We start from the raw sequence: 21,974 nt of genomic DNA, 5'->3' as shown, positions 1-21,974 counted from the left end.
TCCCGTGTCGGTGGAGCGGCTCGACGGCGGGACCCGCCCCCTCGGCCCGCCGCCTGCGGGTGCCGCGCGGCCCGGCGCCGCTCACCCCGGCCGGCCCGTCGCTCCGCCGGCCGGATTCGGGGACCTGGCTGCCCGCATCCCCTCGGTGTCGGAGGACGCCCCGCAGATGCGCATCGAGCGTTATGGCGGTCCGGACGACGCATCCTGGGTGGTCTACATCGGCGGCACCGCGGCGTGGAGCCCGGTCGCCGGGGAACAACCGTGGGACCTCACCTCCAACCTCGCCGCCCTCGCCGACCAGGGCTCCGGCTCCTATCGGGCGGTCGTCGAGGCCATGCGGGAGGCAGGGGTGGCGCCGAGCGACCCGGTGGTTCCGGTGGGCCACTCGCAAGGCGGGTTGGTCGCGGCGCAGCTCGCGGCGTCCGGGGACTTCAACACCGTCGCGGTGGTGACCTTTGGGGGACTCACCGCCCAAGTGGCCCTGCCCGCAGACGTGGAGGCCGTCATGGTCGAGCACACCGACGACCTCGTCCCGGCCCTGGGGGGCACGGCCGCCGGCGACGATGAGCGCTTGGTGGTGCGGCGCGAGGTGTTCGCTGAGACGGAGGTGCCGCTCGACCGGCCGCTGCCGGCTCACGCCCTCACCGCCTACCGGGACACCGGGCGGCTCATGGACGGCTCCGAGGAACCACGATTGCAGGAGTTTCGGGAGACCCTCGGGACGATCCTCGGCACGGAAGCCGGCGAGTCCTCCCGGTGGCGGGGCATCCGCCTGGCCGACGGCTGACCCGACGGCTGGAGATCGCTACGAGCGGGGGGTGACCGGTCGGATCAACACGCCGAGAATCCAGCTGATGATGCCCAGCACGAGTGCGCCGAGCACACCCCACCAAAAATCGTCCACCACGAGCCCGAAGCCGACCAGGCCCGAGAACCAGGCCACGATCATCAGCAGGAAACCATTCACGATCAAGGAGATCAGGCCGAGCGTGAGGATGTAGACCGGGAACGCGACAACCCGCACGAAGCCGCCGATCACACTGTTGACGAGGCCGAAGACCAGCGCGACCAGCAGATAGGTGGCGATCAGGGCGGTCGTGCCCTCGGCGAACGGGTCGACCCGCACCCCGCTGACGAGCAGGGTCGTGAGCCACAGGGCGACGGAGTTGAGGATCAGCTTGATCAGGAATCTGGCCATGACTCCACTATGGCATCGCCGGTGACTGGTCGCACGGAGAGGACAGCCCGAAGCCTGACCATGCGGCCACGTGAATATGCCGCGGCGTAGAATCGCCGAGTGAGCCCATCTGACCCGCCCTCGGTCCGCCTGCGCCCCGAGATTGTCGCCCTCCCGGCCTATCGGCAGGGTCAAGCTGCCGCTGCCAGTGCGTTCAAACTCTCGAGCAACGAGAACCCCTTCGATCCGCTGCCCGGCGTCATCGCCGCCGTGAACGCCGAGACCGCGTACAACCGGTACCCGGATGCCTCGGCGCTGGCCCTGCGCGAACGGCTGGCCACGCAGTTCGGCCGGAGCGTCGACGAGGTGCACATCGGGGCCGGCTCCGTGGCCCTCCTGGCCCAGCTCATCCTCGCCGCCGCGGGACCGGGTGACGAGGTGCTCTACTCGTGGCGCTCCTTCGAGGCCTACCCCGGCCTGGTCACCGTCGCCGGTGCCACGAGCGTGCAGGTCCCGAACCGGGCCGACCATGGCCACGACCTGCCCGAGATGGCCACCCGCATCACGGACCGTACCCGCGTCGTCATCATCTGCAGCCCGAACAATCCGACCGGCACCGCCGTCACGGGCGACGAGTTCGAATCGTTCATGGCGGTCGTCCCGCCGGACCTCCTCGTCATCCTCGATGAGGCCTACTGCGAGTTCGTCACCGACCCCGAGGCGGTTACCGGGCTGCCACTGCTGTCCCGATTCCCGAACCTGGTCGTGCTACGCACCTTCTCCAAGGCCTACGGCCTGGCCGGCCTGCGCGTCGGCTACGCCCTCGGTCCCGTCGCCGTGCTCGACGCAGCGAGGTCCACCGCGATCCCGCTCTCGGTCACAGGTGTTGCCGGCGCGGCCGCGATCGCCTCTCTCGACGCCGCCGACCAGCTGCTGCGGCGGGTGCGTGCCCTGACCGAGCGGCGCGACCGGGTCTGGCGCCTGCTGGGCGAGCAGGGCTGGAACATTCCGGTGCCTCAGGGAAACTTCATCTGGCTGCCCACCGCCGAGGACACCGCCGACATCGCCGATGTCCTGTCGGCCGTCGGCCTGATCGTGCGCCCGTTCCCCGAGGGCATCCGAATTTCGATCGGTGAGGAAGAATCCGTGGAGAAGCTCCTGGGCATTTGCGCCGATATTGTTGTCGATCTACCAACGGGGCACCCAGCCCGGAAGCTAGGTTAGTACGGTGTCAGCGACCCTGAATGCCTCTCCCACGGTGCGAATGCTCTCCCCGGAGGGTGTCTTCGCCCCGAGTGATTCCGCGGCCGAGTTCCTGCCCTACCTCGATCGACTGACCGAGGCCGACCATCGGCGGTTCTACCGCGACATGGTGGTGGTGCGCCGGTTCGACACCGAGGCCGCGAACCTGCAGAGGCAGGGCCAACTGGCCCTCTGGGTGCCCAGCCACGGCCAGGAGGCCGCCCAGGTCGGCTCCGCCTACGCAACCCGGCCGCAGGACCACGTGTTCCCGTCCTATCGCGAGCACGTCGTCGGCATGATCCGCGGACTCGACCCCGTCGATATCCTGCGGATGCTGCGCGGCGTCACCCTCGGCGGCTGGACCCCCGAGGACCACGGCAACTTCCACCTCTACACCCTGGTGCTGGCCTCGCAGACCCTGCACGCCACGGGCTACGCGATGGGCATGCAGCTCGACGGCGCGACCGCGACCGGCAACCCCGAGACCGACCAGGCCGTCATCGTGTACTACGGCGATGGAGCTTCGTCGCAGGGCGACGCCAACGAGGCGCTCGTCTTCGCCGCCAGCTACCAGACCCCGCAGGTCTTCTTCCTGCAGAACAACCACTGGGCCATCTCGGTGCCCGTGACCCGGCAGTCCCGCACACCGCTCTACCTGCGTGCCGCCGGCTTCGGCATGCCCGGCACCCAGATCGACGGCAACGACGTGCTCGCCAGTTTCGCGGTGACGGCCAAGCACCTGGACGACGCCCGCGCCGGCCACGGCCCCGCCCTGATCGAGGCCCTGACCTACCGAGTCGGCGCCCACACCACGGCCGACGACCCCACCAAGTACCGCGACCCGGAGCAGCTAGCCTACTGGGTGGCCCGCGACCCGATCGTGCGCTTCCGCAGCTACCTGCAGGGCCTGGGCGTCGAGCAGGAGTACCTCGACGCCGTCGACGAGGAGGCCGACGACTACGCCGCGGATGTGCGCCGCAGGGCCCTCGACATCCACTCCCCGGAGAAGGCCGTCATCTTCGACAACGTCTACGCCGAACCCCACCCGTTGATCCAGGAACAGAAGGCCTGGCTCGACCACTACGAGGCATCCTTCGAAGGAGGCGACGCATGAGCGACACGATCGTGACGAGCACCACCGGCCTCGCCACACCGACCACCGCGATGCCGACCCCGGGACACCCGGCCGCCGCCAAGCGGGCCATTCCCGGCACCGGATCGGCGAACCTGCCGATGACGAAGGCCCTCAACGCGGGTCTGCGCCAGGCCATGCGCGACAACCCCCGGGTGCTGATGATGGGCGAGGACATCGGCCCGCTGGGCGGGGTCTTCCGCGTCACCGAGGGTCTGATCGCCGAATTCGGCGACAAGCGCGTGCTCGACACCCCGCTGGCGGAGTCCGGCATCATCGGTACGGCCATCGGCCTGGCCCTGCGCGGCTACCGCCCGGTCTGCGAGATCCAGTTCGACGGGTTCGTCTTTCCCGGCTTTGACCAGATCACCAGCCAGCTGGCGCGGATGCGCAACCGGCACGAGGGCGAGGTCTCCATGCCCGTCGTGATCCGCATCCCCTACGGCGGCCACATCGGGTCGATCGAGCATCATCAGGAGAGCCCGGAGACGTACTTCGCGCACACGCCGGGCCTGCGCGTGGTCAGCCCGTCGAACCCGCACGACGCCTACTGGATGATGCAGGAGGCCATCGCCTCCGACGACCCGGTCATCTTCTTCGAGCCCAAGAGCCGCTACTGGCCCAAGGGTGAGGTGAACCTTGCCGAGAGCGGCACGCCCCTGCACGCCAGCCGAGTGGTACGCAGCGGCACGGATGCGACGGTCGTCGGCCACGGCGCCATGGTCAGCGTTTTGTTGCAGGCGGCGGATCTCGCGGCGGCGGAGGGAACCAGCGTCGAGGTCATCGACCTGCGTTCAATCTCGCCGATCGACTACGGTCCCATCCTCGCGTCGGTCGAGAAGACCGGGCATCTGGTCGTCGCCCAGGAGGCCCACGGCTTCGTCAGCGTCGGATCGGAGATCGCCGCGACCGTCATGGAGAAGGCCTTCTACCTGCTCGAGGCTCCCGTGCTGCGCGTCTCCGGTTTCGACACCCCGTTCCCGCCGGCCGCCGTCGAGACGCACTTCCTGCCCAGCCCGGACCGCGTGCTCGAGGCCGTCGACCGCGCCCTCTCCTACTGATATGACTCGCACCAGGGCTTCTCGCCTCACCAATCGCAAGGAGCGTACTCGATGAGCGTGTCGAAATTCACACTGCCCGACGTCGGCGAGGGTCTCACCGAGGCCGAAATCGTGGAGTGGAAGGTGGCGCCCGGCGACACCGTGTCGATCAACCAGGTGCTGGTCGAGATCGAGACCGCGAAGTCGCTCGTCGAGCTGCCGTCGCCATACGTCGGCGTGGTCGGGGAGATCCTGGTGAAACCCGGTACGACCGTCGACGTCGGAACGGTCATCATCACCATCGTGGCCGAGACCGTCGCCGTCGCGTCTGCTCCGAGCGATGCGATCGCGAACGGCGCGGGTGAGCTGGCCAGCGCCGCAGCGGATGCCGGCTCCACCATCACGGACGAGCCGGCCGAGACGCAGGGCGCGGTCCTGGTCGGCCGCGGCGCCGCGGCGACCATGCCGACCCGGCGCAAGCGCCACGGGGTGACCCCCGTCGCCCACGCGTCGATCGCGCCGCCGCCCGTGCACCCCACGCGCCCGGCCACCCCGCAGCTCCCGCAGCTGCCGCGCGCAGCATCCGCGGGCCCCGTCGTCGCCAAGCCGCCGATCCGCAAGCTGGCCAAAGACCTCGGCGTGGACTTGTCCCTCGTCGAGGCGACCGGCCCGGTCGGTGACGTCACCCGCGAGGACGTGCTGCGGGAGGCCACCCAGGCCAGCGTGTTCCGCAACATCCAGACGCCGGAATGGCCCAGCGACCGTGAGGAGCGCGTCCCGGTCAAAGGCGTGCGCAAGGCCATCGCCCAGGCCATGGCCTCCAGCGCCTTCACCGCACCGCACGTGAGCCTCTTCGTCGACGTGGACGCCACCCGCACCATGGAGTTCGTCAAGCGGCTCAAGGCGTCCACCGACTTCGCGGGCGTGCGCGTGTCCCCGATGCTGATCATGGCCAAGGCCATGATCTGGGCGGTGCGGCGCAACCCCACGGTCAACTCGGTTTTCACCGACGAGGAAATCGTGATCAAGCACTACGTGAACCTGGGCATTGCCGCGGCCACCCCCCGTGGGCTCATCGTGCCCAATGTGAAGGAAGCGCAGGACATGAGCCTGCTTGAACTGGCCCGCGCCCTCGAGAAGCTCACGCTCACCGCGCGGGACGGCAAGACCTCGCCGGCGGAGATGTCGAACGGCACCATCACGATCACCAATATCGGTGTCTTCGGCATGGATACCGGCACGCCCATCCTCAACTCCGGCGAGGCCGGCATCGTGGCCCTCGGAACGATCAAGCCCAAACCGTGGGTCGTCGACGGCGAGGTGCGGGTGCGTCAGGTGACGACCATCGGCGCGAGCTTCGACCATCGCGTGGTCGATGGGGATGTCGCGAGCCGCTTCCTGGCGGATGTCGCGAGCATCATCGAGGAGCCCGCGCTGCTGCTCGAGTAAAGTCCCGGGGGAGATCACGACGGCCGCCCTTATCGCTTTTGACAATCATTATCATTAGGCGTACCGTCGGCACTGTGATCAACAATCGTTTCGTCTTCACCGCCCTGGCCGCCGTTGCCGCGCTGACCCTGGCCGGCTGCACTCCCACCGGCGGTTCGTCGGATGGCGCCGCCGCCGGCGACCTCAAGGTGGTCGCGACGACCACCCAGGTGGCGGACCTCACCCGCAACGTCGTCGGCGACACCGCGGGCGTAGTAGTGACCCAGCTCATCCAGCCCAACCAGAGTGCGCACAGCTATGACCCGTCCGTGGCCGACCTCACGGCCCTCGGTGAGGCCGATGTGCTCGTGATCAATGGGGTCGGCCTCGAGGAGTGGCTCGACGACGCAATCAGCGCCAGCGGCTTCGACGGCGTGACGATCGACTCCGACGAGGGCATCGAGATCCTGGACATCGCAGTCGGCGAAGAGGACCACGCCGACGACAAGGCCGCGACGGATGACGCCGACCATTCCCACCAGGGCGGCAACCCGCACATCTGGACCGACGTGTCCAATGCCGAGACCATGGCCGTCACCATCACCTCGGGCCTCAGTGATGCCCAGCCGGACCTGGCCCCGGACTTCGAGGCCAACGCGACCGCCTACACCGGCCGGCTGGCCGAGCTCGACGACTGGATCCGTACCAACATCGACGCCGTGCCCGCCGAGCAGCGCCTGCTCGTGAGCAACCATGACGCATTCGGCTACTTCACCGAGGCCTACGGCATCACCTACGTCGGCTCCATCATCCCGAGCTTCGACGACAACGCCGAGCCCAGCGCCGCCGCGATCGACGAACTCGTCGCCGCCATCACGGCCACCGGGGTCAGGGCGGTCTTCTCCGAGGCCTCGATCAGCCCGAAGGCCGCCGACACCATCGCCGGCGAGGCCGGCGTCATCGTGTACTCGGGGGAGGACGCGCTCTACAGCGACTCCCTCGGTGCGCGGCACAGTGACGGCGCCACCTACATCAGTTCGCAGCTGCACAACGTCGGCCTGATCCTCGAATCCTGGGGAGTCGAGCCCACCGCGGTGCCCGCAGACCTGCGATAGTTAGTCAGTGATCGAGAACCCTTCTCAAGTACGGCCGAGCGCGCCTGTCGCGCTCAAGGTGGCGGGCGCCTCCTTTTCCTACGGCCAGAGCCCGGCCCTGGCCGACATCGACTTCGAGGTGCACGCCGGCGAGGCCGTGGCGCTGATCGGGCCCAACGGGTCCGGCAAGTCCACGCTGCTCAAGGGCATCCTCGGTCTGATCCAGCGCGTGAGCGGTACCGTCGAGGTGCTGGGGGCGGCAGCGGCCCCGGCCGGATCCATCGGCTACGTGCCGCAGGCCGACGAGATCGACCAGCAGTTCCCGGTCACGCTCGAGCAGGTCGTCATGATGGGGCGCTACCGCTCGCTAGGCTGGCTGCGCCTGCCCGGTAAGCGCGACCGTCAGGCCGTGGCCCGTGCACTCGACGCGGTGGGCCTCGCGCACCGCGCGAAAACCCGTTTTGGGGAACTCTCCGGCGGCCAGCAGCAGCGCGGACTGCTCGCGCGGGCCGTGGCCGCGGGGCCCCGCCTGCTGCTACTCGACGAGCCGTTCAACGGCCTCGACCAGCAGAATCGGGACGCGCTCGTGGGCACCGTCAAGCGTTTGAAGGAGGAGGGGGTGGCCGTGGTCGTCTCCACCCACGACCTCCAGCTCGCCCGCGAGGTCTGCGAACAGGTGTTGCTGCTCAATGGCACCCAGGTGGCGTTCGGGCCGCGCGAGTCGGTGCTGATCCTGGAGAACGTGCAGCGCACGTTCCGGGAGGTCGGCGTGGAGATCGACGAGCACACCGTAGTTGTGCCCGGGCACACCGGTCACTGAGATGGACTTCCTCAGCCCGCTGATCGACGCCTTTGCCCTGCCGTTCATGACCCGGGCCCTCTTCGTGCTGGGTGCGCTCAGCCTGGTGGCCGGCGTCGTCGGGGTGCTGGTCAACCTGCGGGGCCTCGAGTTCATCAGCGACGGTCTCACCCACGCGGTCTTCCCCGGCATCGCGATCGGCTTCGTCTGGGGTGGGCGCGAGGGGCTGTTCGCCGGCGCGATGGTCGCCGCCCTGTTCGCGGCGGTCATCCTCACTCTGATCGTGCGTCAGTCCGTGTCCTCGGATGCCGCGATCGCCATCGTCTTCACCGCCATGTTCAGCGTGGGCATCATCCTGGTCTCCCGCGAGACGAACTACGTCGGCCAGTTGGAGCAGCTTCTCTTCGGCCGCCTCCTCACGGTCAGCCCGAATGAGGTCGTGCAGACCGTTGCCATCTGCCTCGTGGCGCTGGTCCTGATCGGGCTCACGCTCAAGGAGGAGGTGTTCCGCGCCTTCGACCGGGTCGGCTTCGCCGCGGCCGGCTACCGCACGCTCGCGCTCGACCTCGTGCTCAACGTGGCGATCGCCCTCGTGGTCGTCGCGGCCTCCAGCGCCGTCGGCAACCTCCTCGTGCTGGCCGTGTTGATCGTGCCCGGCGCCGTGGCCCGGCTCATCACTGACCGGCTCTGGCTGCTGTTCCCAATCGCGGCCTGTTTCGCGGCCCTCGGTGCCTGGCTTGGACTCGTGCTCGGTTTCCAGGCATCCGTGCAGGCCGGTCTCGACCTGCCCAGCGGCGCGACCGTGGTGCTGGTGCTGGTCGCCGGCTACGCCGTGGTGCTGCTGTTGCGCCTGTCCATCGACGGACTTCGGCGGCTGGGTTCGCCCCGTCTGCGGCCGCAGCAGACCCCGCCGCCGCACGAACAGCCGGTGACGTGATGGGCTACTTCGAGAAGGCACTCCTCGCGGCCGCCGTGATCGGCGCCCTGTGCGGGCTGGTCGGATCCCTCGTCGTACTGCGCCGCCGCACTTTCTTCGCCCAGGCCCTCACCCACGCCACCTTTCCGGGCGCCGTGACCGCCACAATCGTCGGCGTGAGCATCCCACTCGGGGCGGCCCTGGCGAGCATCCTCATCGTCGGCATCATGACCCTGATCGGCCGGGTGAAGCGGCAGGGCACCCAGGTGGCGTCCGGTATCCTGCTCACCGCGGGCTTCGCGCTCGGCGTGCTTCTACAGGCCCTCAACCCGTCGCTGCCGGTGCAGGTCGACTCCTACCTTGTCGGGTCGATCCTCACCGTCACGACCGGTGACGTCTGGCTGGCCGTCGGCGTGCTCGGGGTGGCCGTGGCCGTGATGGTGCTGCTGGGCAAGGAGATCCTGTTCTCCACCTTCGACCCGAGCGGATTCCGCGCCGCCGGATTTCGGGAATGGCCGATCGAGCTGCTCACCCTCGCCCTGATCACCGCCACGGTGGTCACCGCAATGCCGGCCGTCGGGGCGATCCTCGCGATCGCGCTGATCGCGGCCCCGGCCGCCGCCGCGCGCCTGGTCACGCGCACCGCCACCCAGATCCTGGTTCTCGCGCCGGTGCTGGGCGCGGCCGCCGGCCTGGTCGGAGTGCTCCTGTCCCGGGCGATCGACGTGGCCGCCGGGCCGGCGATCGCCCTCACCGCGGCCGTCTTCTTCCTGCTGGCCCTGGGCGGTCGCCGGCTGGTCCGGGCGCGGCTACGGTTGAAAGCATGAAGCGAAACACCTGGCAGCGCGAGGCCGTGCGCACCGCGCTCAGCGACGCCGAGGGATTCGTCAGCGCCCAGGGTCTGCACGCCAGCCTGCACGCCACCGGTTCGCCCATCGGCCTGGCCACGGTGTACCGGGCCCTGGCCGACTTGGCCGGCGAGGGCGAGGCCGACTCGCTGCAGTCGCCCGACGGTGAGGCCCTCTACCGCGCCTGCAGCACGACCGACCACCACCACCACCTGATCTGCCGCAACTGCGGACTCACCGTCGAGATCGAAGCGGACGCCGTGGAGAACTGGGCCAAGAACGTGGCCGCCGAGCACGGCTTCAGCCAGGCCGCGCACGTGGTCGACGTCTTCGGTCTCTGCGCGGCCTGCTCCGCCGCATCCGTGGCCTAGCGGGTTTGCACCGGGGGAGCCGAGCGCGTAGTCTAAGACGCTGCTGCGCATATCTGTGCGTGCACTGCTGGTTCGCTCGCTTCCGCTTCGCGGGGGTGTCGCCGTGCCAGCCGACAAGAGATCTTGGGAAGGGCATTCGCCCTTCGGTATTGGAGGAGAACCATGGCAGCTACTTGCCAGGTGACCGGAGCCGTTCCCGGCTTCGGACACAACATTTCGCACTCGCACCGACGCACCAAGCGTCGCTTCGACCCGAACGTTCAGACCAAGAAGTACTACGTACCGTCGCTTCGCCGCAACGTCACGCTGACCCTGTCCGTCAAGGGCATCAAGGTGATCGACGCTCGTGGCATTGAATCGGTCGTCAAGGACCTTCTCGCCCGTGGGGAGAAAATCTAATGGCTAAGCAGCATGACGTCCGCCCGATCATCAAGCTCCGTTCGACGGCCGGCACCGGTTACACCTACGTGACCAAGAAGAACCGTCGCAACGACCCCGACCGTCTCGTACTCAAGAAGTACGACCCCGTAGTGCGCAAGCACGTTGACTTCCGTGAGGAGCGCTAAAAATGGCGAAGAAGAGCATGATTGCCAAGAACAACCAGCGCAAGGTTATCGTCGAGCGCTACGCCGCGAAGCGCCTTGAGCTCAAGAAGGCCCTCGTCAACCCGGCCGGCACCGATGAGTCCCGTGAAGCTGCTCGCCTCGGCCTGCAGAAGCTTCCCCGCAACGCGTCACCGGTTCGCCTGCGCAACCGCGACGCGGTCGACGGTCGTCCCCGTGGACACCTCAGCAAATTTGGAATCTCGCGCGTGCGTTTCCGCGACATGGCTCACCGCGGCGAACTGCCCGGCATCACCAAGTCCAGCTGGTAACACCGCACCAGGCCGCTTAGCCGGTCATTCGGAACCTCGGTTCTGAAATGAGAGGATGCCGACTCCGGTCGGCATCCTCTTTTTTTCGCCCACAGCGAAAATGAAGCCGTTGCGGCAGCCAAACCGGCTGGAAACGCCGCAAATCCGCGGAATTCCGCGGTTGTCTGCTAGATTCAACCCGGTCCAACCGGCCAAACGGAGTCGCTCCTCGGAGCGTCGCCCGCAATACGTGAATCCCTGTTTCTACAGACAAAGGTCCGAGGAGGACACTCAATGGCTGACAAGTCGCTGAACAAGACCGAGCTCGTTGCCAAGGTTGCCGCAGACTCTGGCCAGAGCCAGGCTGCCGTCGACAGCGTTCTGAACGCTTTCTTTGCAACTCTCGCTGACACCGTCGCGAACGACGGCAAGGTCACGATCCCGGGCTGGCTCGGAGTCGAGCGCACCGCTACCGCAGCGCGCACCGGCCGCAACCCGCAGACCGGCGAAGAGATCGCCATCGCCGCGGGCCACCGCGTCAAGCTGACCGCTGGTAGCAAGCTCAAGGCTGCCGCCAAGTAGGTCTCGAACCAAGCAAGCAGGGCGTCGGCTTCGGTCGGCGCCCTGCTTTCGTCTGTGACGTCACATGTCAGCGAGCCTCGTGCAGCGTGCGTCCACCGGGCACGGTTAGGCTGAGTCAGTGCCTCGTCTCGTGCGTATATCCGGTCCGGCAGTGCTCCTGCTGGTCGCGACGCTGGCGACGCTCGCCGCGCTAGCCTACGGCGGCGGCGCTTCGGCGCAACTGCTGGCCGATCCGGGACCAGTCGTGCGGTGGGGTCTCCCGTTGGCCAAGCTCCTCGTCAACCTCGGCGCCGCCGGCACCATCGGCGCCCTCGTGCTCACCCTGTTCGCCCTGAGCCCTCGGGAACCCGAATACAACGCGGCCCTCGATTTCGCTGCCGGGTCCGCCGCCGTCTTCACCGTGGCATCCGCCCTCACCGGCTTCTTCACCTTCCTGCAGGTGACGACCATTCCGCTCAGCTTCGATGACCGATTCAGCGCCACCGCCGGACAGTTCTTCAGTGACATCGAGATCGGCCAGGCCTGGCTGATCACCACCCTGATCGCGGCCTTCGTCACCGTCCTGTGTTTCGCGGTGCGTTCACTGACCGGGCTCGTCTTCGTCACGGTCCTCGCCGTGGGTGCCCTGGTGCCGATTGCATTACAGGGGCACGCGGCCGGCGCTGAGGGGCACGACGTGGCCATCACCGCCCTGGGTCTGCACCTGGTCTTCGCCGCGGTCTGGCTGGGCGGGCTGCTGACCATCATCGTGCTGCGCAAGCAGTTGGCCGGCGGCCGCCTCGATCCGGTCATCGCGCGCTACTCCTCGCTCGCCCTCGTTTCCTTCATCGTCGTCGCTGCGTCCGGCTACGTCGGCGCCGAACTGCGGTTGGGCGCCTGGGACCGGCTGCTCTCGCCCTATGGCATCCTCGTTCTGGTCAAGGTCTTCGCCCTCACCGTGCTGGGCGCGTTCGGCGTGCTGCAGCGCCGGTACGTGATCGGGCGGATGCTGAGGAGCGCCCCCGCAGACCCCCATACTCCCGCACCCCACCGGAGCGTCTGGTTCTGGTGGCTCATCGTCACGGAGCTGGCGTTCATGGGGCTCGCCTCCGGGGCCGCCGCCGCCCTCGCCAAGACCGCGACGCCGGTCGAGCAGATCACGGCGACCGAGATCCCCACCTCGACGCCCGCCCAAATCCTGACCGGCGAGCTCCTGCCGCCGCCGCTCACTTTCAGCCGCTACTTCACCGAGTGGAATTTCGACCTGGCCTGGGTGCTGTTCTGCGCATTCGGTATCTTCTTCTACGTGGCCGGGGTGCGCCGCCTGGCCCGCCGCGGCGATAAGTGGCCCGTGTTCCGCACCGTGCTCTGGGTGACCGGCATGCTGATCCTGTTCTACATCACCAACGGCGGCGCAAACCTCTACGCGAAGTACCTCTTCTCCTCCCACATGCTCATGCACATGGCGCTGACCATGCTCGTGCCCGTCTTTCTGGTGCCCGGGGCGCCGGTCACCCTCGCCGCCCGGGCCATCCGCAAGCGGCAGGACGGCAGCCGCGGCGCCCGCGAGTGGATCCTGTTGGCCGTGCACTCGACGTACGCGGGGTTCCTGGCCAATCCGCTGGTCGCAGCCGTGCTCTTCGCCGGTTCACTCTGGGTGTTCTATTACTCCTCGCTATTCAGCTGGGCGACGACCGACCACATCGGCCACGAGTGGATGATCGTGCACTTTCTGATCACCGGCTACCTGTTCGTGCAGTCGCTGATCGGCATCGACCCGGTGCCCTACCGCCTGCCCTACGCCGGCCGCCTGCTGCTTCTTCTCGGCACGATGGCCTTCCACGCTTTCTTCGGTGTCACCATGATGACGGGCACCGGGCTGCTCCTCGCCGACTGGTACGGGGCCATGGGGCGCGATTGGGGGCTCAGCGGCATCGAGGACCAGCAGATGGGCGGTGGCATCGCCTGGAGCGTCGGCGAGATCCCGACGATCGCCCTGGCCATTGCGGTGGCCATCCAATGGAGCCGCAGCGACGAGAAGGAAACCCGCCGCAAGGACCGAAACGCCGCCCGCACGGGCGACGCCGAACTGATCCAGTACAACGCAGGCCTGGCCCGTCTCGCCGCGCACGACCGCTCGGAGTAGCAGAGAAGCGCCCGGCAGGGCAGCCGCCGCCGCTCAGCGCAACTGGAGGGCGAGCGACCCGTCCGGGTTCACGGTCACGCTGATCGCGACCGCAAAGGACACGTCCTCATCCCGCACCTCGACATCGCCGTCGAAAAGCGACTGCACCTCCACCACGATGTGCGCCTGCCCCTCGGTGTCGGGCATCTCGAAGGTGGAGTCGCCGGCCACGAGGGTGACGGGGGGATACTGGGCGATCGACCAGATCGGGTCGTCACGCACCCGGTCGTTGATCTCGATGCCGAATGGGCAGTTCGTGGGCTGCAACACCTGTTGCGTGGTGCAATCGTCGAGGAAACGGTCCAGCTCGGCCTGGACCTGACCGATGAATTGGGCGTTGGGCTGGGCGTCGACCGTGACATCCGTCACCCCGGACGCGACGACCGGCACCGTCTGCGAGGCCGCGTCGAGCAGGGTGGAGGTGTGCTCGAACGAGTAGAGGGCAGGTGCGAAGGCCAGGTAGGCCGCCTGGTTCGAGAACGCTTCCGGCGCGCCATCGGCGGCGTGCGCACGCGTGTCGAGGGTCAGGCTGTTCACCGAGAACGTGGCCTGGTGCAGCACGTTCACGCGCAGCACAGCCAGCGGGCTGGTCGTGAAGCGCCAGCTGTCGAAAACGCCGAAGAACGTGCCGGCGCTCTCCACCTGGAAGGTCATCGCCGCGGGTGTGCCGTTCAGCCGGAACTCGTAGTCGACCGTGTGCCGTCCATCGGCCGACTCGTCGTCAGCGGTCAGACGGATGTCTGTGAGTTCCCCCAGCACGGAGTTCCGCAGCAGGGTGTCCGGCAGGTCCTTCGGCAGCGCGGCCGCTTCGAGCTCCGCAGCCGTGGGTCTGACCCCGGGAAGCATCAGCGCACTGGCGGTGTCTTTGCGGGCCAGGGCGTCGAGATACTGCCCCACGAAGCTGCCGGCGCTGTAGAGGTCGCGGTTGAGCGACCCGATCGTCGCGACCAGGCCTGCGCCGAGGAGGGCGGCAACGATGACTACGGCCACGATGGCGCGCCGCTCGTTACGCCGGCGCCTGCCGTCCCGGTTGCTCACCCCCACATCCTACGGGGCCGGTTCTCCACCAACCCGAAGACCGGGGCCGACTCGTGCAGCCGGGCCGGATACAGTGGTATGTCCCGTCCGCACCCCATCGAAAGCGCCCCCGTGTCTGAGATTCCGCTGTCGCGCGAGCAGGCCGAAGTGTTCGAGGCCATCGAGGGAACCCGGCAGAACGTGTTCGTGACCGGGCGCGCCGGCACCGGCAAGTCGACGCTGCTCAATCACCTCGCCTGGAACACAAGCAAGCAGATCGTGATTGCCGCGCCCACCGGGGTGGCGGCCTTGAACGTGGGCGGCCAGACCATCCACTCCCTGTTCCGCCTGCCGATCGGCGTGATCGCCGACAACGCGATCGACCAGTCCGACCAGGTACGCAAACTGCTTAACACGATCGACACGGTCGTCATCGACGAGGTGTCGATGGTCAACGCCGACCTGATGGATGCGATCGACCGCAGCCTGCGTCAGGCGCGGCAACGGCCGAACGACACGTTCGGCGGTGCGCAGATCGTGCTCTTCGGCGACCCGTACCAGCTGGCCCCGGTGCCGGGGGATTCCGACGAGCGTGCCTACTTCGCGGACACCTACCGGTCGATGTGGTTCTTCGACGCGAAGGTCTGGCAGGGCGCCGACCTGCGCATCTTCGAGCTCACCGAGGTGCACCGGCAGCGCGACGCCGACTTCAAACACATGCTCAACGCGGTGCGGCACGGGCAGGTCACGGCCGAGATCGGCGGCGCGCTCAACGCCGCGGGCGCCCGCACCCCGCCGAGGGAGGGAGTGATCACGCTGGCCACCCGCAACGATTCCGTGAACCGGATCAACGCATCCGCTCTCAAGCGCCTCCCCGGCAAGGCGCTGACCGCCAAGGCCGACGTCACCGGCGACTTCGGCGGGCGCACATTCCCCGCCGACGAGGTGCTCGAGCTGAAGGTCGGGGCGCAGGTCATGTTTCTGCGCAACGACTCCAACCAGGACGGCGGCCCACGCTGGGTGAATGGCAGCATCGGCACCGTCACTCGGGTCGATTCGACGGTGTACGTGGACATCGACGGCGAAACGCACGAGGTCGAACCGGCGGTGTGGGAAAAGTTCAAGTACACCTACAACCCGACCACGAAGAAGCTGCGCAAAGACGTCGTAGCCGAGTTCACGCAGTTCCCCTTGCGGCTGGCGTGGGCGGTCACCATCCACAAATCGCAGGGCGCCACCTATGAACGCGCGGTCGTCGACCTCGGCGCACGCGTGTTCAGCCCCGGCCAGACCTACGTGGCCCTCAGCCGGCTGACCAGCCTGGATGGCCTTTATCTGACCCGTCCGCTGCGCCCGAGCGACATGATCGTGGACGAGAACGTGCAGCGGTTCATGCGCGGCCCGCGCCCTACCGAGACCCCCTACCCGGTCATTCCCGCCGACTAGCCCCGTGGTTACCGCCGTGGCTGCCCTTCTCGTTGCTGCCTCTCCCGCCGCTGCCCCGAACCAATTCGACGGAGATTGTGTCGAAAACGGTGCAGAACAGCCCAAAACTGAGTCTCTAGCCCAAAATCTCCGTCGAATTCGTTAGGGACGAGGGCGGCAGTAGGGGCAAGAGCGAGAGCCGGGGGGCCGCCGGCAGCAATACGGTGCGGCCGGACGGCGGCGTGGGTACACTCCGTCGTGCAGGGGCGCTCCTGTGTGGGCCGCGACGCGACGGGGGTCAGGCGATGAAGCTCGAACAGGCACCGATCAGCCAGGCCGCAGCCGGCCGTGTACCAGCCGGCTCCGCACCTCGTCACGCGAGCCCCCGCACACGCCACCACCGCGTGCCGGCTCTCGTCGTGAGTGCCACCCTCGTGCTGACGGCGTGCACCGCGGCGACGGATGCGTCCCCGGAGGCCCGCGCGCAGGCGGCGGCCCCGTTCTCGTCCGAGGTCACGTCCCGGCTGGATGACGTGCTCGCCGAGGCGAAGACCCTGTCCGGTTCCTCGGGGGCCATTGCCGGTGTCTGGGCTCCGTGGGCCGGCACCTGGGTCGCGTCGCCCGGGTCCGTCTCGAGGACGTCACCGGGTGCCCTCACCCCGGAGATGCGATTCCGGATCGGCACCAACACGACGGCGCTGACCTGCACGGTGCTGCTCCGGCTCGTCGAGGAGGGGCAGGTGCGCTTGGAGGATCCGGTGTCCGACTACGTGCCCCGGGTGGTGGGGCTGGACACGATCACCCTCGGGCAGCTTTGCCGCAACACGTCCGGCCTGGCCGATCATGCCTCCCTGCTGGCTCCGCAGATTTTGGCCAACCCCAGTCGCAAGTGGTCGACGCGCGAGGTCATCGCGAGCGGCACGGGCGCACCTCGGGTGGCGCTGCCCGGCGGAACCTGGTCCGCGTCGGATACCGGGGTCGTGCTGCTCGGTCTCGCCCTGCAGCAGGCAACCCGACGCGACTGGCCGTGGCTCTACCGGCACTACGTGTTCGAACCGCTGGGCATGACGAACACCAGCCTGCCATCGCCGGGCGAGCTGGCGATCCCGGGGCCGAGTCCCCGCGGCTATGCCACGGCCCTTGATCCGGCCGGCAGGGCCCGCTGTGGCAGCGTGCTCGACGTGACGCAGCTGTCGCCCTCGGTGGGCGGAGTGGCGGCGGGGGCGGTCTCGAACCTCGACGACCTGAAAATTTGGGCGCAGGTACTGGCCGCGGGGACCCTCCTGTCGAAAACATCGACGGATGCGCAGTGGGCGCCGGTTCTGCCGGGTGCCGGAGCCCCCTCCTGGCATCAACACGGCCTCGGCGTCGAGCGGTTCGGCCCGCTGCTCGGTCAGTCCGGGGAGATTCCCGGTTTCATTTCGGCGGCGATGGCCGACCCGGTCAGCGGACTCACGGTGGTGGTCGCCTTCAATAATTCGACCTCCGGCCGCGGGTTCGCCGAGGCGGTCGCCCGCCGACTTGCCGCGGTCGCCGGCGCTGCGCCCGCGTCCGGAGAGATGCCGGCACCCCAGCTGAACCTGCCCTGGACCGAAACCCAGGTCGCCGGCGAAATCCGGGCTGTCGCCGTCTGCGCATCGCAGCAGTCGGACTAGAAGGGCTGCCGGGCCCAGCGAGAGCCGGGAATTATCTTCGGCCCGCAGCCGGTCAGTGGTGGGAGTGCGGTGCGCCGGGCAGAACGGCGGGGCCCGAGTGACCGTGGGACCCGTGCGGAACCGCCTGAGTGCCGGCATCCGTCGCGGCCAGGGCCGGAGTGGTCAGGCCGGAAACCAGCAGGCCGCCGAGCGTCAGCGCGGCCAGGAAACGCCAGCCCTGCGGTGCGGGTTCGGTCGCCCCGGTCACCCCGGCAGGGGTGTCGGATGCCGCCGCCCGGCATCTGGCACGCCGCCGGGTGAGGGCAAGGGAGACGGCCACGAACACGCCGAACAGGGTAGCGATGGTCATTGGGAAGACCGGCAGCACTGTGGCGTCGGCCGGCACCGCCGAGGTGCTGCGGAGCGCCACCATTGCAGCCCAAACGACGCCCGGGAGAAGGGCGGCGACGAGGGCCTGGTTCGGCCAAAGATGCCTTCCTCGCACGAGCGTCGCCACACCCCAGCAGAGCTCGGCGACGCCGAGCCCGACGAAGGTGACGGCGAGCAGGGCTGGAGCGCCGGCGCCCACGGCCAGGTGAATAATCCCTGCCCCGAGGGCGGCGAAAGCGATCCAGAGGCGCGTGATCTGCGTCATGGGATTCCTGTCCGCGGTGTGGGTGGCGTGCGTGGGCTAGACGGTGACCGTGCGCGGTACGGTCTTGTCGGCTGCGAGGCCGGCTCCAAGCAGCACGATGGCGCTGGTCAGATGCAGGAAGTGGTCGGCCGTGTTGAGGGCGAGGATGTTGAGCGCGGTGTCGGCGATGAAGAAACCGACAATTCCGAGGAGCAGGTACACCGCACCGACCGTGGTGTTGACGGCCTTTGCGGCGGGGGCCGTGGTTAGGCCGGCGATCAACAGTGCTGCGCCGATCAGGAGGTGGGCCGTGTTGTGCAGAGGGTTGACCGCGAAGATGCCGAGAAGCAGGCCGCCATCGGTGGCGAAGAAGTCGACGCCGCCGGTCACGAAGAAACCGAGCACGCCGACCAGAACGTAGACGGCACCGAAAACAGTGGCAATGATGCGGTTGGGGGATGTACGCATGAGAAGACCTCCAGTAGATGTCACGGTGCATCCGTGCTCGCCCATTGTTCGGAATCAACGACGGTTCGGTTTGGCCGGACACCGGTGCGTAGCCGTGACCACCGGATAGGATCACCGGATGGGAATCAGCGCGGATACAAAAGATTGGACCTGGGTGCTGGAGCGCCCCTGCCCGGAGTGCGGTTTCTCCGCCGCCGACGTCGATTTCGCGCACATTCCGCGGCTGGTGCGCGAGAACGCGGCCCGCTGGCAGCCGGTGCTGCAGCGAATGGATGTCGCGTCGCGCCCCGACGAGCAGACTTGGTCTGCCCTGGAGTACGCGGCCCATGTTCGCGACGTGTTCCGCATCTTCGACGAGCGTCTCACCCTCATGCTCGCCGAGGACGACCCGGCTTTCCCGAACTGGGACCAGGACGCCACCGCGGTGCTGGAGCGCTACAACGAGCAGGAGCCGGCGGTCGTGGCCCGCGAACTCGCCGAGGCCGCGGCGTCCGTCGCCGCCTCCTTCGCAGCCGTTGGGCCCGCAGGCCAGGGTCGAACCGGTCGCCGCAGCGACGGTGCCCGGTTCACCGTCACCACGATGGGGCAATATTTCGTGCACGATCCGGTGCACCACCTGCACGACGTCGCGGGCGACTGACACCACCGGCACGCAGAATGCCGGCAATCGGACGTCAGCAGGCACAAATCAACAAAAAAAGCACGGAAGAACCGGCGCACCCCCCAATAGTGCGCCCGCTCGTTCGCGCTTGTCGCGCTGCCGTGACTTAGGCCCGGCGACGACGCCCCGTGAGAGCGCCGTAGATCACGAGAACAATGACGGAGCCGGCGATGGCGAGAAGCCAGGTCGAGATGTCGAAGAAGTTCTCGAGACCGGTGCCGAAGATGACCGAGCCGAGGAAACCACCGAGGAACGCGCCGAGCACGCCGAGGATGAGGGTGATGACCCAGCCGCCGCCCTGGTTGCCGGGCAGGATTGCCTTGGCGATCGCGCCGGCGATGAGTCCGAGAATAAGGAATCCGATGAAGCCCATAATTTGTCCCTGCATCTTTCTGTTGTTTGCGAACTGGTAAGGGTAAGTGTTGGTGAACTGGAGAAAAAAAGCCGGGCTAGTCCGGGGTGTCTACCTCGTCGACGTCCGCGTCCGTGTCATCTGACGTCTGGTGCACGTCCTTGACGGTCACATCGACCGCGGTGACCTGTATGCCGACGATTGTCTCGATCGCCGTCTCGACCGCGTTGCGCACTGCGCCCGCGACCTTCTGCAGTTCGTGCGGGTACTCGACGACGATGGAGATCGCGACGGAGGCCGCGGCGCCCTCGGTGGTGACGCTCACCCCGGGGGAGAGGTCGGCGCCGCTGAGGGCTTCCCGGATTGCGCCGAGAGCTCGGGCCGCGCTCCCGCCGAGCGCGTAGACGCCCGGCACCTCGCGTGCGGCGATACCGGCTACCTTCGCGACGACGCCATCGGCGATGACAGTCATCCCTGGTCCGGTTGGGGGGACGGCTGGTGGTGCGGAGGACGTCTGTTCAGCGATGGCGTACTCCAATCTGTCGCGGCGCGTGGCACGAGCCGGGCGACACTAGTATGACGTGGGTCGAACGGATTTCGTCACGCTAGCGCCGAAAGAAAGTTTTTGCGGGACAGTCCCGAAGGCCGGTGCTCAGGCCGAAACCGCGAACACGACGGTCGTCGTGTGGCTCTGGCCGGCTTCCAGACGTACCTGGTCCCGGCGCACGTTCGCGGTTTCCACGCAGACCATGCCGGGCCACTCGTCGTCGCCGAAGTCGCTCATCCGGGCGGCCTTGTCGGCCCAGGGGTTCCAGACCACGGTGCTGTCGGATCCGTCGGATCCGATCGTGACGGTGCGGCCGTCGGGGTCGGCGACGGTGGCGCTGCCGCGGCTGCCCAGATAGAGGCGGTCCGTCTCGGTGCCGAAGCCCAGGGGGGTGTTCTCCGCGGGCTCGGTCAGTGCGGTCAGCTGGTTCAGGAATGCGGTGCCCTGCAGCCCCGCGACCGTCGTGCTGCGCACATCGCTCACTCGCAGATAGGTGTGCAGCGCTTCTTCGTAGCTGATCGCATCCGGCTCCCGGTTGGTCACCCGGAGGGCTAGGGTCAGGCGGGCGCCGACGGTGACCGTGTAGCGGGCCTCGAAGCGGTGCGGCCAAGCCGAGGTGCGTGTGGCGGGAGTGTCGGTGAGGCTGAAGGTGAGCACGACGTCGTCGTCGGCTTCGTGGGCGTTCACGAGCTCCCACTCGATCAGGCGGGCGAAACCGTGCGACGGCGCGGCCGGGTCGAGCGCGTTCGCACCAAACCAGGGGAAGCAGATCGGCACGCCGCCGCGAATCGCGGCGGTGGCCTCGAACCGGCTCAGGTCGCTTAGAAAGAGCACCGGCCGGCCGCCGGCCGGAGTGAATTCGGTGACGTGCGCACCGTGCAGGTAGATCTCGGCGGAGCCGGCGGGACCGCCCACTCTCACCACGGTGAGGCCACCGCGGCCCTCTCCGATTCGAACGGATGCGGGCAGAGACCTGGGTGCAGCGCTTACGGAGGGCATGAGCCCATTTTCGCGCTAACCGCGACCTGGCGCCTAATGCCGATCGAGGCCCCGCTGGGCAGGGTCACTGATCGCCTTCGACCCGAACCACGGGGCGCCATGGATGAACAGGGGGGAGTGACCCAACGGCTGACGTGACTCCCCGAGTCGCGTCGGCCGCTGCGTCAGCCGGGCAGGCCCCCGCCCGGAGGCGGTCAGTCGCGCAGGTACTGTTCCAGGCACGGCACCTTCAGCAGGGCCAGCGCGCGCTTCTCGATCTGGCGCACCCGTTCCCGGGTCACGCCTTGAACGACGGCGATCTGGTCCAGCGTCTGGGGCGCGCCCCCGTCGAGACCGAACCGGGACATCAGGATCGACCGCTCCCGCGGCGGCAGGGCGCTCATGTAGAAAGTGATGTCCGAAGCCCGCATGGTGAGCACGGCGTGCTCCTCAGGCTGGGGCAGGTCGTCGTCGATGATCAGCTCGGAGATGTCGCCGAGACCGTCGCCCACGGGCGACTGCAGGGACATCGGCTCGTTGTCATAGCGCAGCAGGCGCATCACATCGGCTGGCAGGATCTGCGAGGCCTCGGAGAGCTCCGCCACGGTGGGT

The 21,974-nt window shown here is 68.1% G+C and carries 25 protein-coding genes and 1 pseudogene; 18 read left to right on the top strand and 8 right to left on the bottom strand.

Annotated elements, in window-relative coordinates:
* A pseudogene (locus E3O62_RS16615) lies at window positions 1-787 on the top strand (hypothetical protein); the annotation flags it as partial.
* 18 nt (window positions 788-805) lie between these two features.
* Here the strand turns inward: E3O62_RS16615 and E3O62_RS12245 are convergent.
* Window positions 806-1,198: a phage holin family protein gene (locus tag E3O62_RS12245; RefSeq protein WP_104099761.1), complete on the bottom strand. Its 393-nt coding sequence runs from the start codon at window positions 1,196-1,198 to the stop codon at window positions 806-808.
* Between the two features lie 99 nt (window positions 1,199-1,297).
* On the opposite strand from E3O62_RS12245, the gene E3O62_RS12240 reads away from it, so the two are divergent.
* The 14 genes from E3O62_RS12240 (at window position 1,298) to E3O62_RS12175 (ending at window position 13,607) form a co-directional block, all read left to right on the top strand.
* Window positions 1,298-2,401, top strand: coding sequence for a histidinol-phosphate transaminase (locus tag E3O62_RS12240; protein ID WP_134398689.1), 1,104 nt, complete (start codon window positions 1,298-1,300; stop codon window positions 2,399-2,401).
* A 40-nt stretch (window positions 2,402-2,441) separates the two neighbouring features.
* Window positions 2,442-3,533, top strand: a complete 1,092-nt coding sequence (locus E3O62_RS12235) for a thiamine pyrophosphate-dependent dehydrogenase E1 component subunit alpha (RefSeq protein WP_134398691.1) — start codon at window positions 2,442-2,444, stop codon at window positions 3,531-3,533.
* Window positions 3,534-3,652: 119 nt separating this feature from the next.
* Window positions 3,653-4,612: an alpha-ketoacid dehydrogenase subunit beta gene (locus E3O62_RS12230; protein WP_241973471.1), complete on the top strand. Its 960-nt coding sequence runs from the start codon at window positions 3,653-3,655 to the stop codon at window positions 4,610-4,612.
* A gap of 51 nt (window positions 4,613-4,663) precedes the next feature.
* On the top strand, window positions 4,664-6,040 hold the full coding sequence (locus E3O62_RS12225) for a dihydrolipoamide acetyltransferase family protein (protein WP_134397069.1): 1,377 nt from the start codon (window positions 4,664-4,666) through the stop codon (window positions 6,038-6,040).
* Between the two features lie 74 nt (window positions 6,041-6,114).
* Complete coding sequence (locus E3O62_RS12220; RefSeq protein ID WP_134398688.1) at window positions 6,115-7,134, top strand: metal ABC transporter substrate-binding protein; 1,020 nt, start codon at window positions 6,115-6,117, stop codon at window positions 7,132-7,134.
* Between the two features lie 7 nt (window positions 7,135-7,141).
* Entirely contained in the window at window positions 7,142-7,933 is a 792-nt protein-coding gene (locus tag E3O62_RS12215) for a metal ABC transporter ATP-binding protein (protein ID WP_134394799.1), read from the top strand.
* A 1-nt stretch (window position 7,934) separates the two neighbouring features.
* Window positions 7,935-8,849: a metal ABC transporter permease gene (locus E3O62_RS12210; RefSeq protein ID WP_134394798.1), complete on the top strand. Its 915-nt coding sequence runs from the start codon at window positions 7,935-7,937 to the stop codon at window positions 8,847-8,849.
* Window positions 8,849-9,655 carry a metal ABC transporter permease gene (locus E3O62_RS12205; RefSeq protein ID WP_134394802.1) on the top strand — a complete coding sequence of 269 codons (807 nt, stop codon included), beginning with the start codon at window positions 8,849-8,851 and terminating at the stop codon, window positions 9,653-9,655. The genes E3O62_RS12210 and E3O62_RS12205 overlap by 1 nt, the downstream gene beginning before the upstream one ends.
* Window positions 9,652-10,047 (top strand): Fur family transcriptional regulator, encoded by a 396-nt coding sequence (locus E3O62_RS12200; RefSeq protein WP_134394797.1) that lies wholly within the window; start codon window positions 9,652-9,654, stop codon window positions 10,045-10,047. The genes E3O62_RS12205 and E3O62_RS12200 overlap by 4 nt, the downstream gene beginning before the upstream one ends.
* Before the next feature lie 162 nt (window positions 10,048-10,209).
* Window positions 10,210-10,446, top strand: a complete 237-nt coding sequence (gene rpmB / locus E3O62_RS12195) for a 50S ribosomal protein L28 (protein ID WP_104099753.1) — start codon at window positions 10,210-10,212, stop codon at window positions 10,444-10,446.
* A complete protein-coding gene (gene rpmG, locus E3O62_RS12190; protein WP_104099752.1) occupies window positions 10,446-10,613 on the top strand; it encodes a 50S ribosomal protein L33 in 168 nt (55 codons plus the stop codon). The genes rpmB and rpmG overlap by 1 nt, the downstream gene beginning before the upstream one ends.
* Window positions 10,614-10,615: 2 nt before the next feature.
* Complete coding sequence (rpsN, locus tag E3O62_RS12185; RefSeq protein WP_104099751.1) at window positions 10,616-10,921, top strand: 30S ribosomal protein S14; 306 nt, start codon at window positions 10,616-10,618, stop codon at window positions 10,919-10,921.
* 273 nt (window positions 10,922-11,194) lie between these two features.
* Entirely contained in the window at window positions 11,195-11,482 is a 288-nt protein-coding gene (locus E3O62_RS12180) for an HU family DNA-binding protein (RefSeq protein WP_104099750.1), read from the top strand.
* 136 nt (window positions 11,483-11,618) lie between these two features.
* Complete coding sequence (locus E3O62_RS12175) at window positions 11,619-13,607, top strand: cytochrome c oxidase assembly protein (RefSeq protein WP_134398690.1); 1,989 nt, start codon at window positions 11,619-11,621, stop codon at window positions 13,605-13,607.
* A 33-nt stretch (window positions 13,608-13,640) separates the two neighbouring features.
* Here E3O62_RS12175 and E3O62_RS12170 read toward each other — a convergent pair whose 3' ends face one another.
* Window positions 13,641-14,684: a hypothetical protein gene (locus tag E3O62_RS12170; protein ID WP_134394796.1), complete on the bottom strand. Its 1,044-nt coding sequence runs from the start codon at window positions 14,682-14,684 to the stop codon at window positions 13,641-13,643.
* 111 nt (window positions 14,685-14,795) lie between these two features.
* Here E3O62_RS12170 and E3O62_RS12165 point away from each other — a divergent pair, with 111 nt between their 5' ends.
* On the top strand, window positions 14,796-16,109 hold the full coding sequence (locus tag E3O62_RS12165; protein WP_134398687.1) for an ATP-dependent RecD-like DNA helicase: 1,314 nt from the start codon (window positions 14,796-14,798) through the stop codon (window positions 16,107-16,109).
* Between the two features lie 284 nt (window positions 16,110-16,393).
* Entirely contained in the window at window positions 16,394-17,743 is a 1,350-nt protein-coding gene (locus E3O62_RS12155; RefSeq protein WP_166786477.1) for a serine hydrolase, read from the top strand.
* Between the two features lie 52 nt (window positions 17,744-17,795).
* Here E3O62_RS12155 and E3O62_RS12150 read toward each other — a convergent pair whose 3' ends face one another.
* Both E3O62_RS12150 and E3O62_RS12145 read right to left on the bottom strand, forming a co-directional pair.
* Complete coding sequence (locus E3O62_RS12150) at window positions 17,796-18,377, bottom strand: hypothetical protein (RefSeq protein WP_134375341.1); 582 nt, start codon at window positions 18,375-18,377, stop codon at window positions 17,796-17,798.
* 36 nt (window positions 18,378-18,413) lie between these two features.
* Window positions 18,414-18,824, bottom strand: a complete 411-nt coding sequence (locus tag E3O62_RS12145) for a DUF4383 domain-containing protein (RefSeq protein WP_134398685.1) — start codon at window positions 18,822-18,824, stop codon at window positions 18,414-18,416.
* A gap of 118 nt (window positions 18,825-18,942) precedes the next feature.
* On the opposite strand from E3O62_RS12145, the gene E3O62_RS12140 reads away from it, so the two are divergent.
* Complete coding sequence (locus E3O62_RS12140) at window positions 18,943-19,464, top strand: DinB family protein (protein WP_134398684.1); 522 nt, start codon at window positions 18,943-18,945, stop codon at window positions 19,462-19,464.
* A 127-nt stretch (window positions 19,465-19,591) separates the two neighbouring features.
* Here E3O62_RS12140 and E3O62_RS12135 read toward each other — a convergent pair whose 3' ends face one another.
* The 4 genes from E3O62_RS12135 to E3O62_RS12120 form a co-directional block, all read right to left on the bottom strand.
* The gene (locus E3O62_RS12135) at window positions 19,592-19,858 is read right to left on the bottom strand and encodes a GlsB/YeaQ/YmgE family stress response membrane protein (RefSeq protein ID WP_104099742.1); all 267 of its coding nucleotides are present in this window, start codon (window positions 19,856-19,858) and stop codon (window positions 19,592-19,594) included.
* Window positions 19,859-19,934: 76 nt separating this feature from the next.
* On the bottom strand, window positions 19,935-20,309 hold the full coding sequence (locus tag E3O62_RS12130) for an Asp23/Gls24 family envelope stress response protein (RefSeq protein WP_134398683.1): 375 nt from the start codon (window positions 20,307-20,309) through the stop codon (window positions 19,935-19,937).
* A 180-nt stretch (window positions 20,310-20,489) separates the two neighbouring features.
* The gene (locus tag E3O62_RS12125) at window positions 20,490-21,383 is read right to left on the bottom strand and encodes a D-hexose-6-phosphate mutarotase (RefSeq protein WP_134398682.1); all 894 of its coding nucleotides are present in this window, start codon (window positions 21,381-21,383) and stop codon (window positions 20,490-20,492) included.
* Between the two features lie 194 nt (window positions 21,384-21,577).
* Window positions 21,578-21,974: sigma factor-like helix-turn-helix DNA-binding protein (locus tag E3O62_RS12120; protein WP_304990577.1), on the bottom strand; the 397-nt coding region annotated here is incomplete at its 5' end.

It is taken from the genome of Cryobacterium sp. TMT2-15-1 (assembly GCF_004402345.1).
GTDB classification, from domain to species: domain Bacteria; phylum Actinomycetota; class Actinomycetes; order Actinomycetales; family Microbacteriaceae; genus Cryobacterium; species Cryobacterium sandaracinum.
This window is presented reverse-complemented; position numbering and strand designations above follow the sequence as displayed.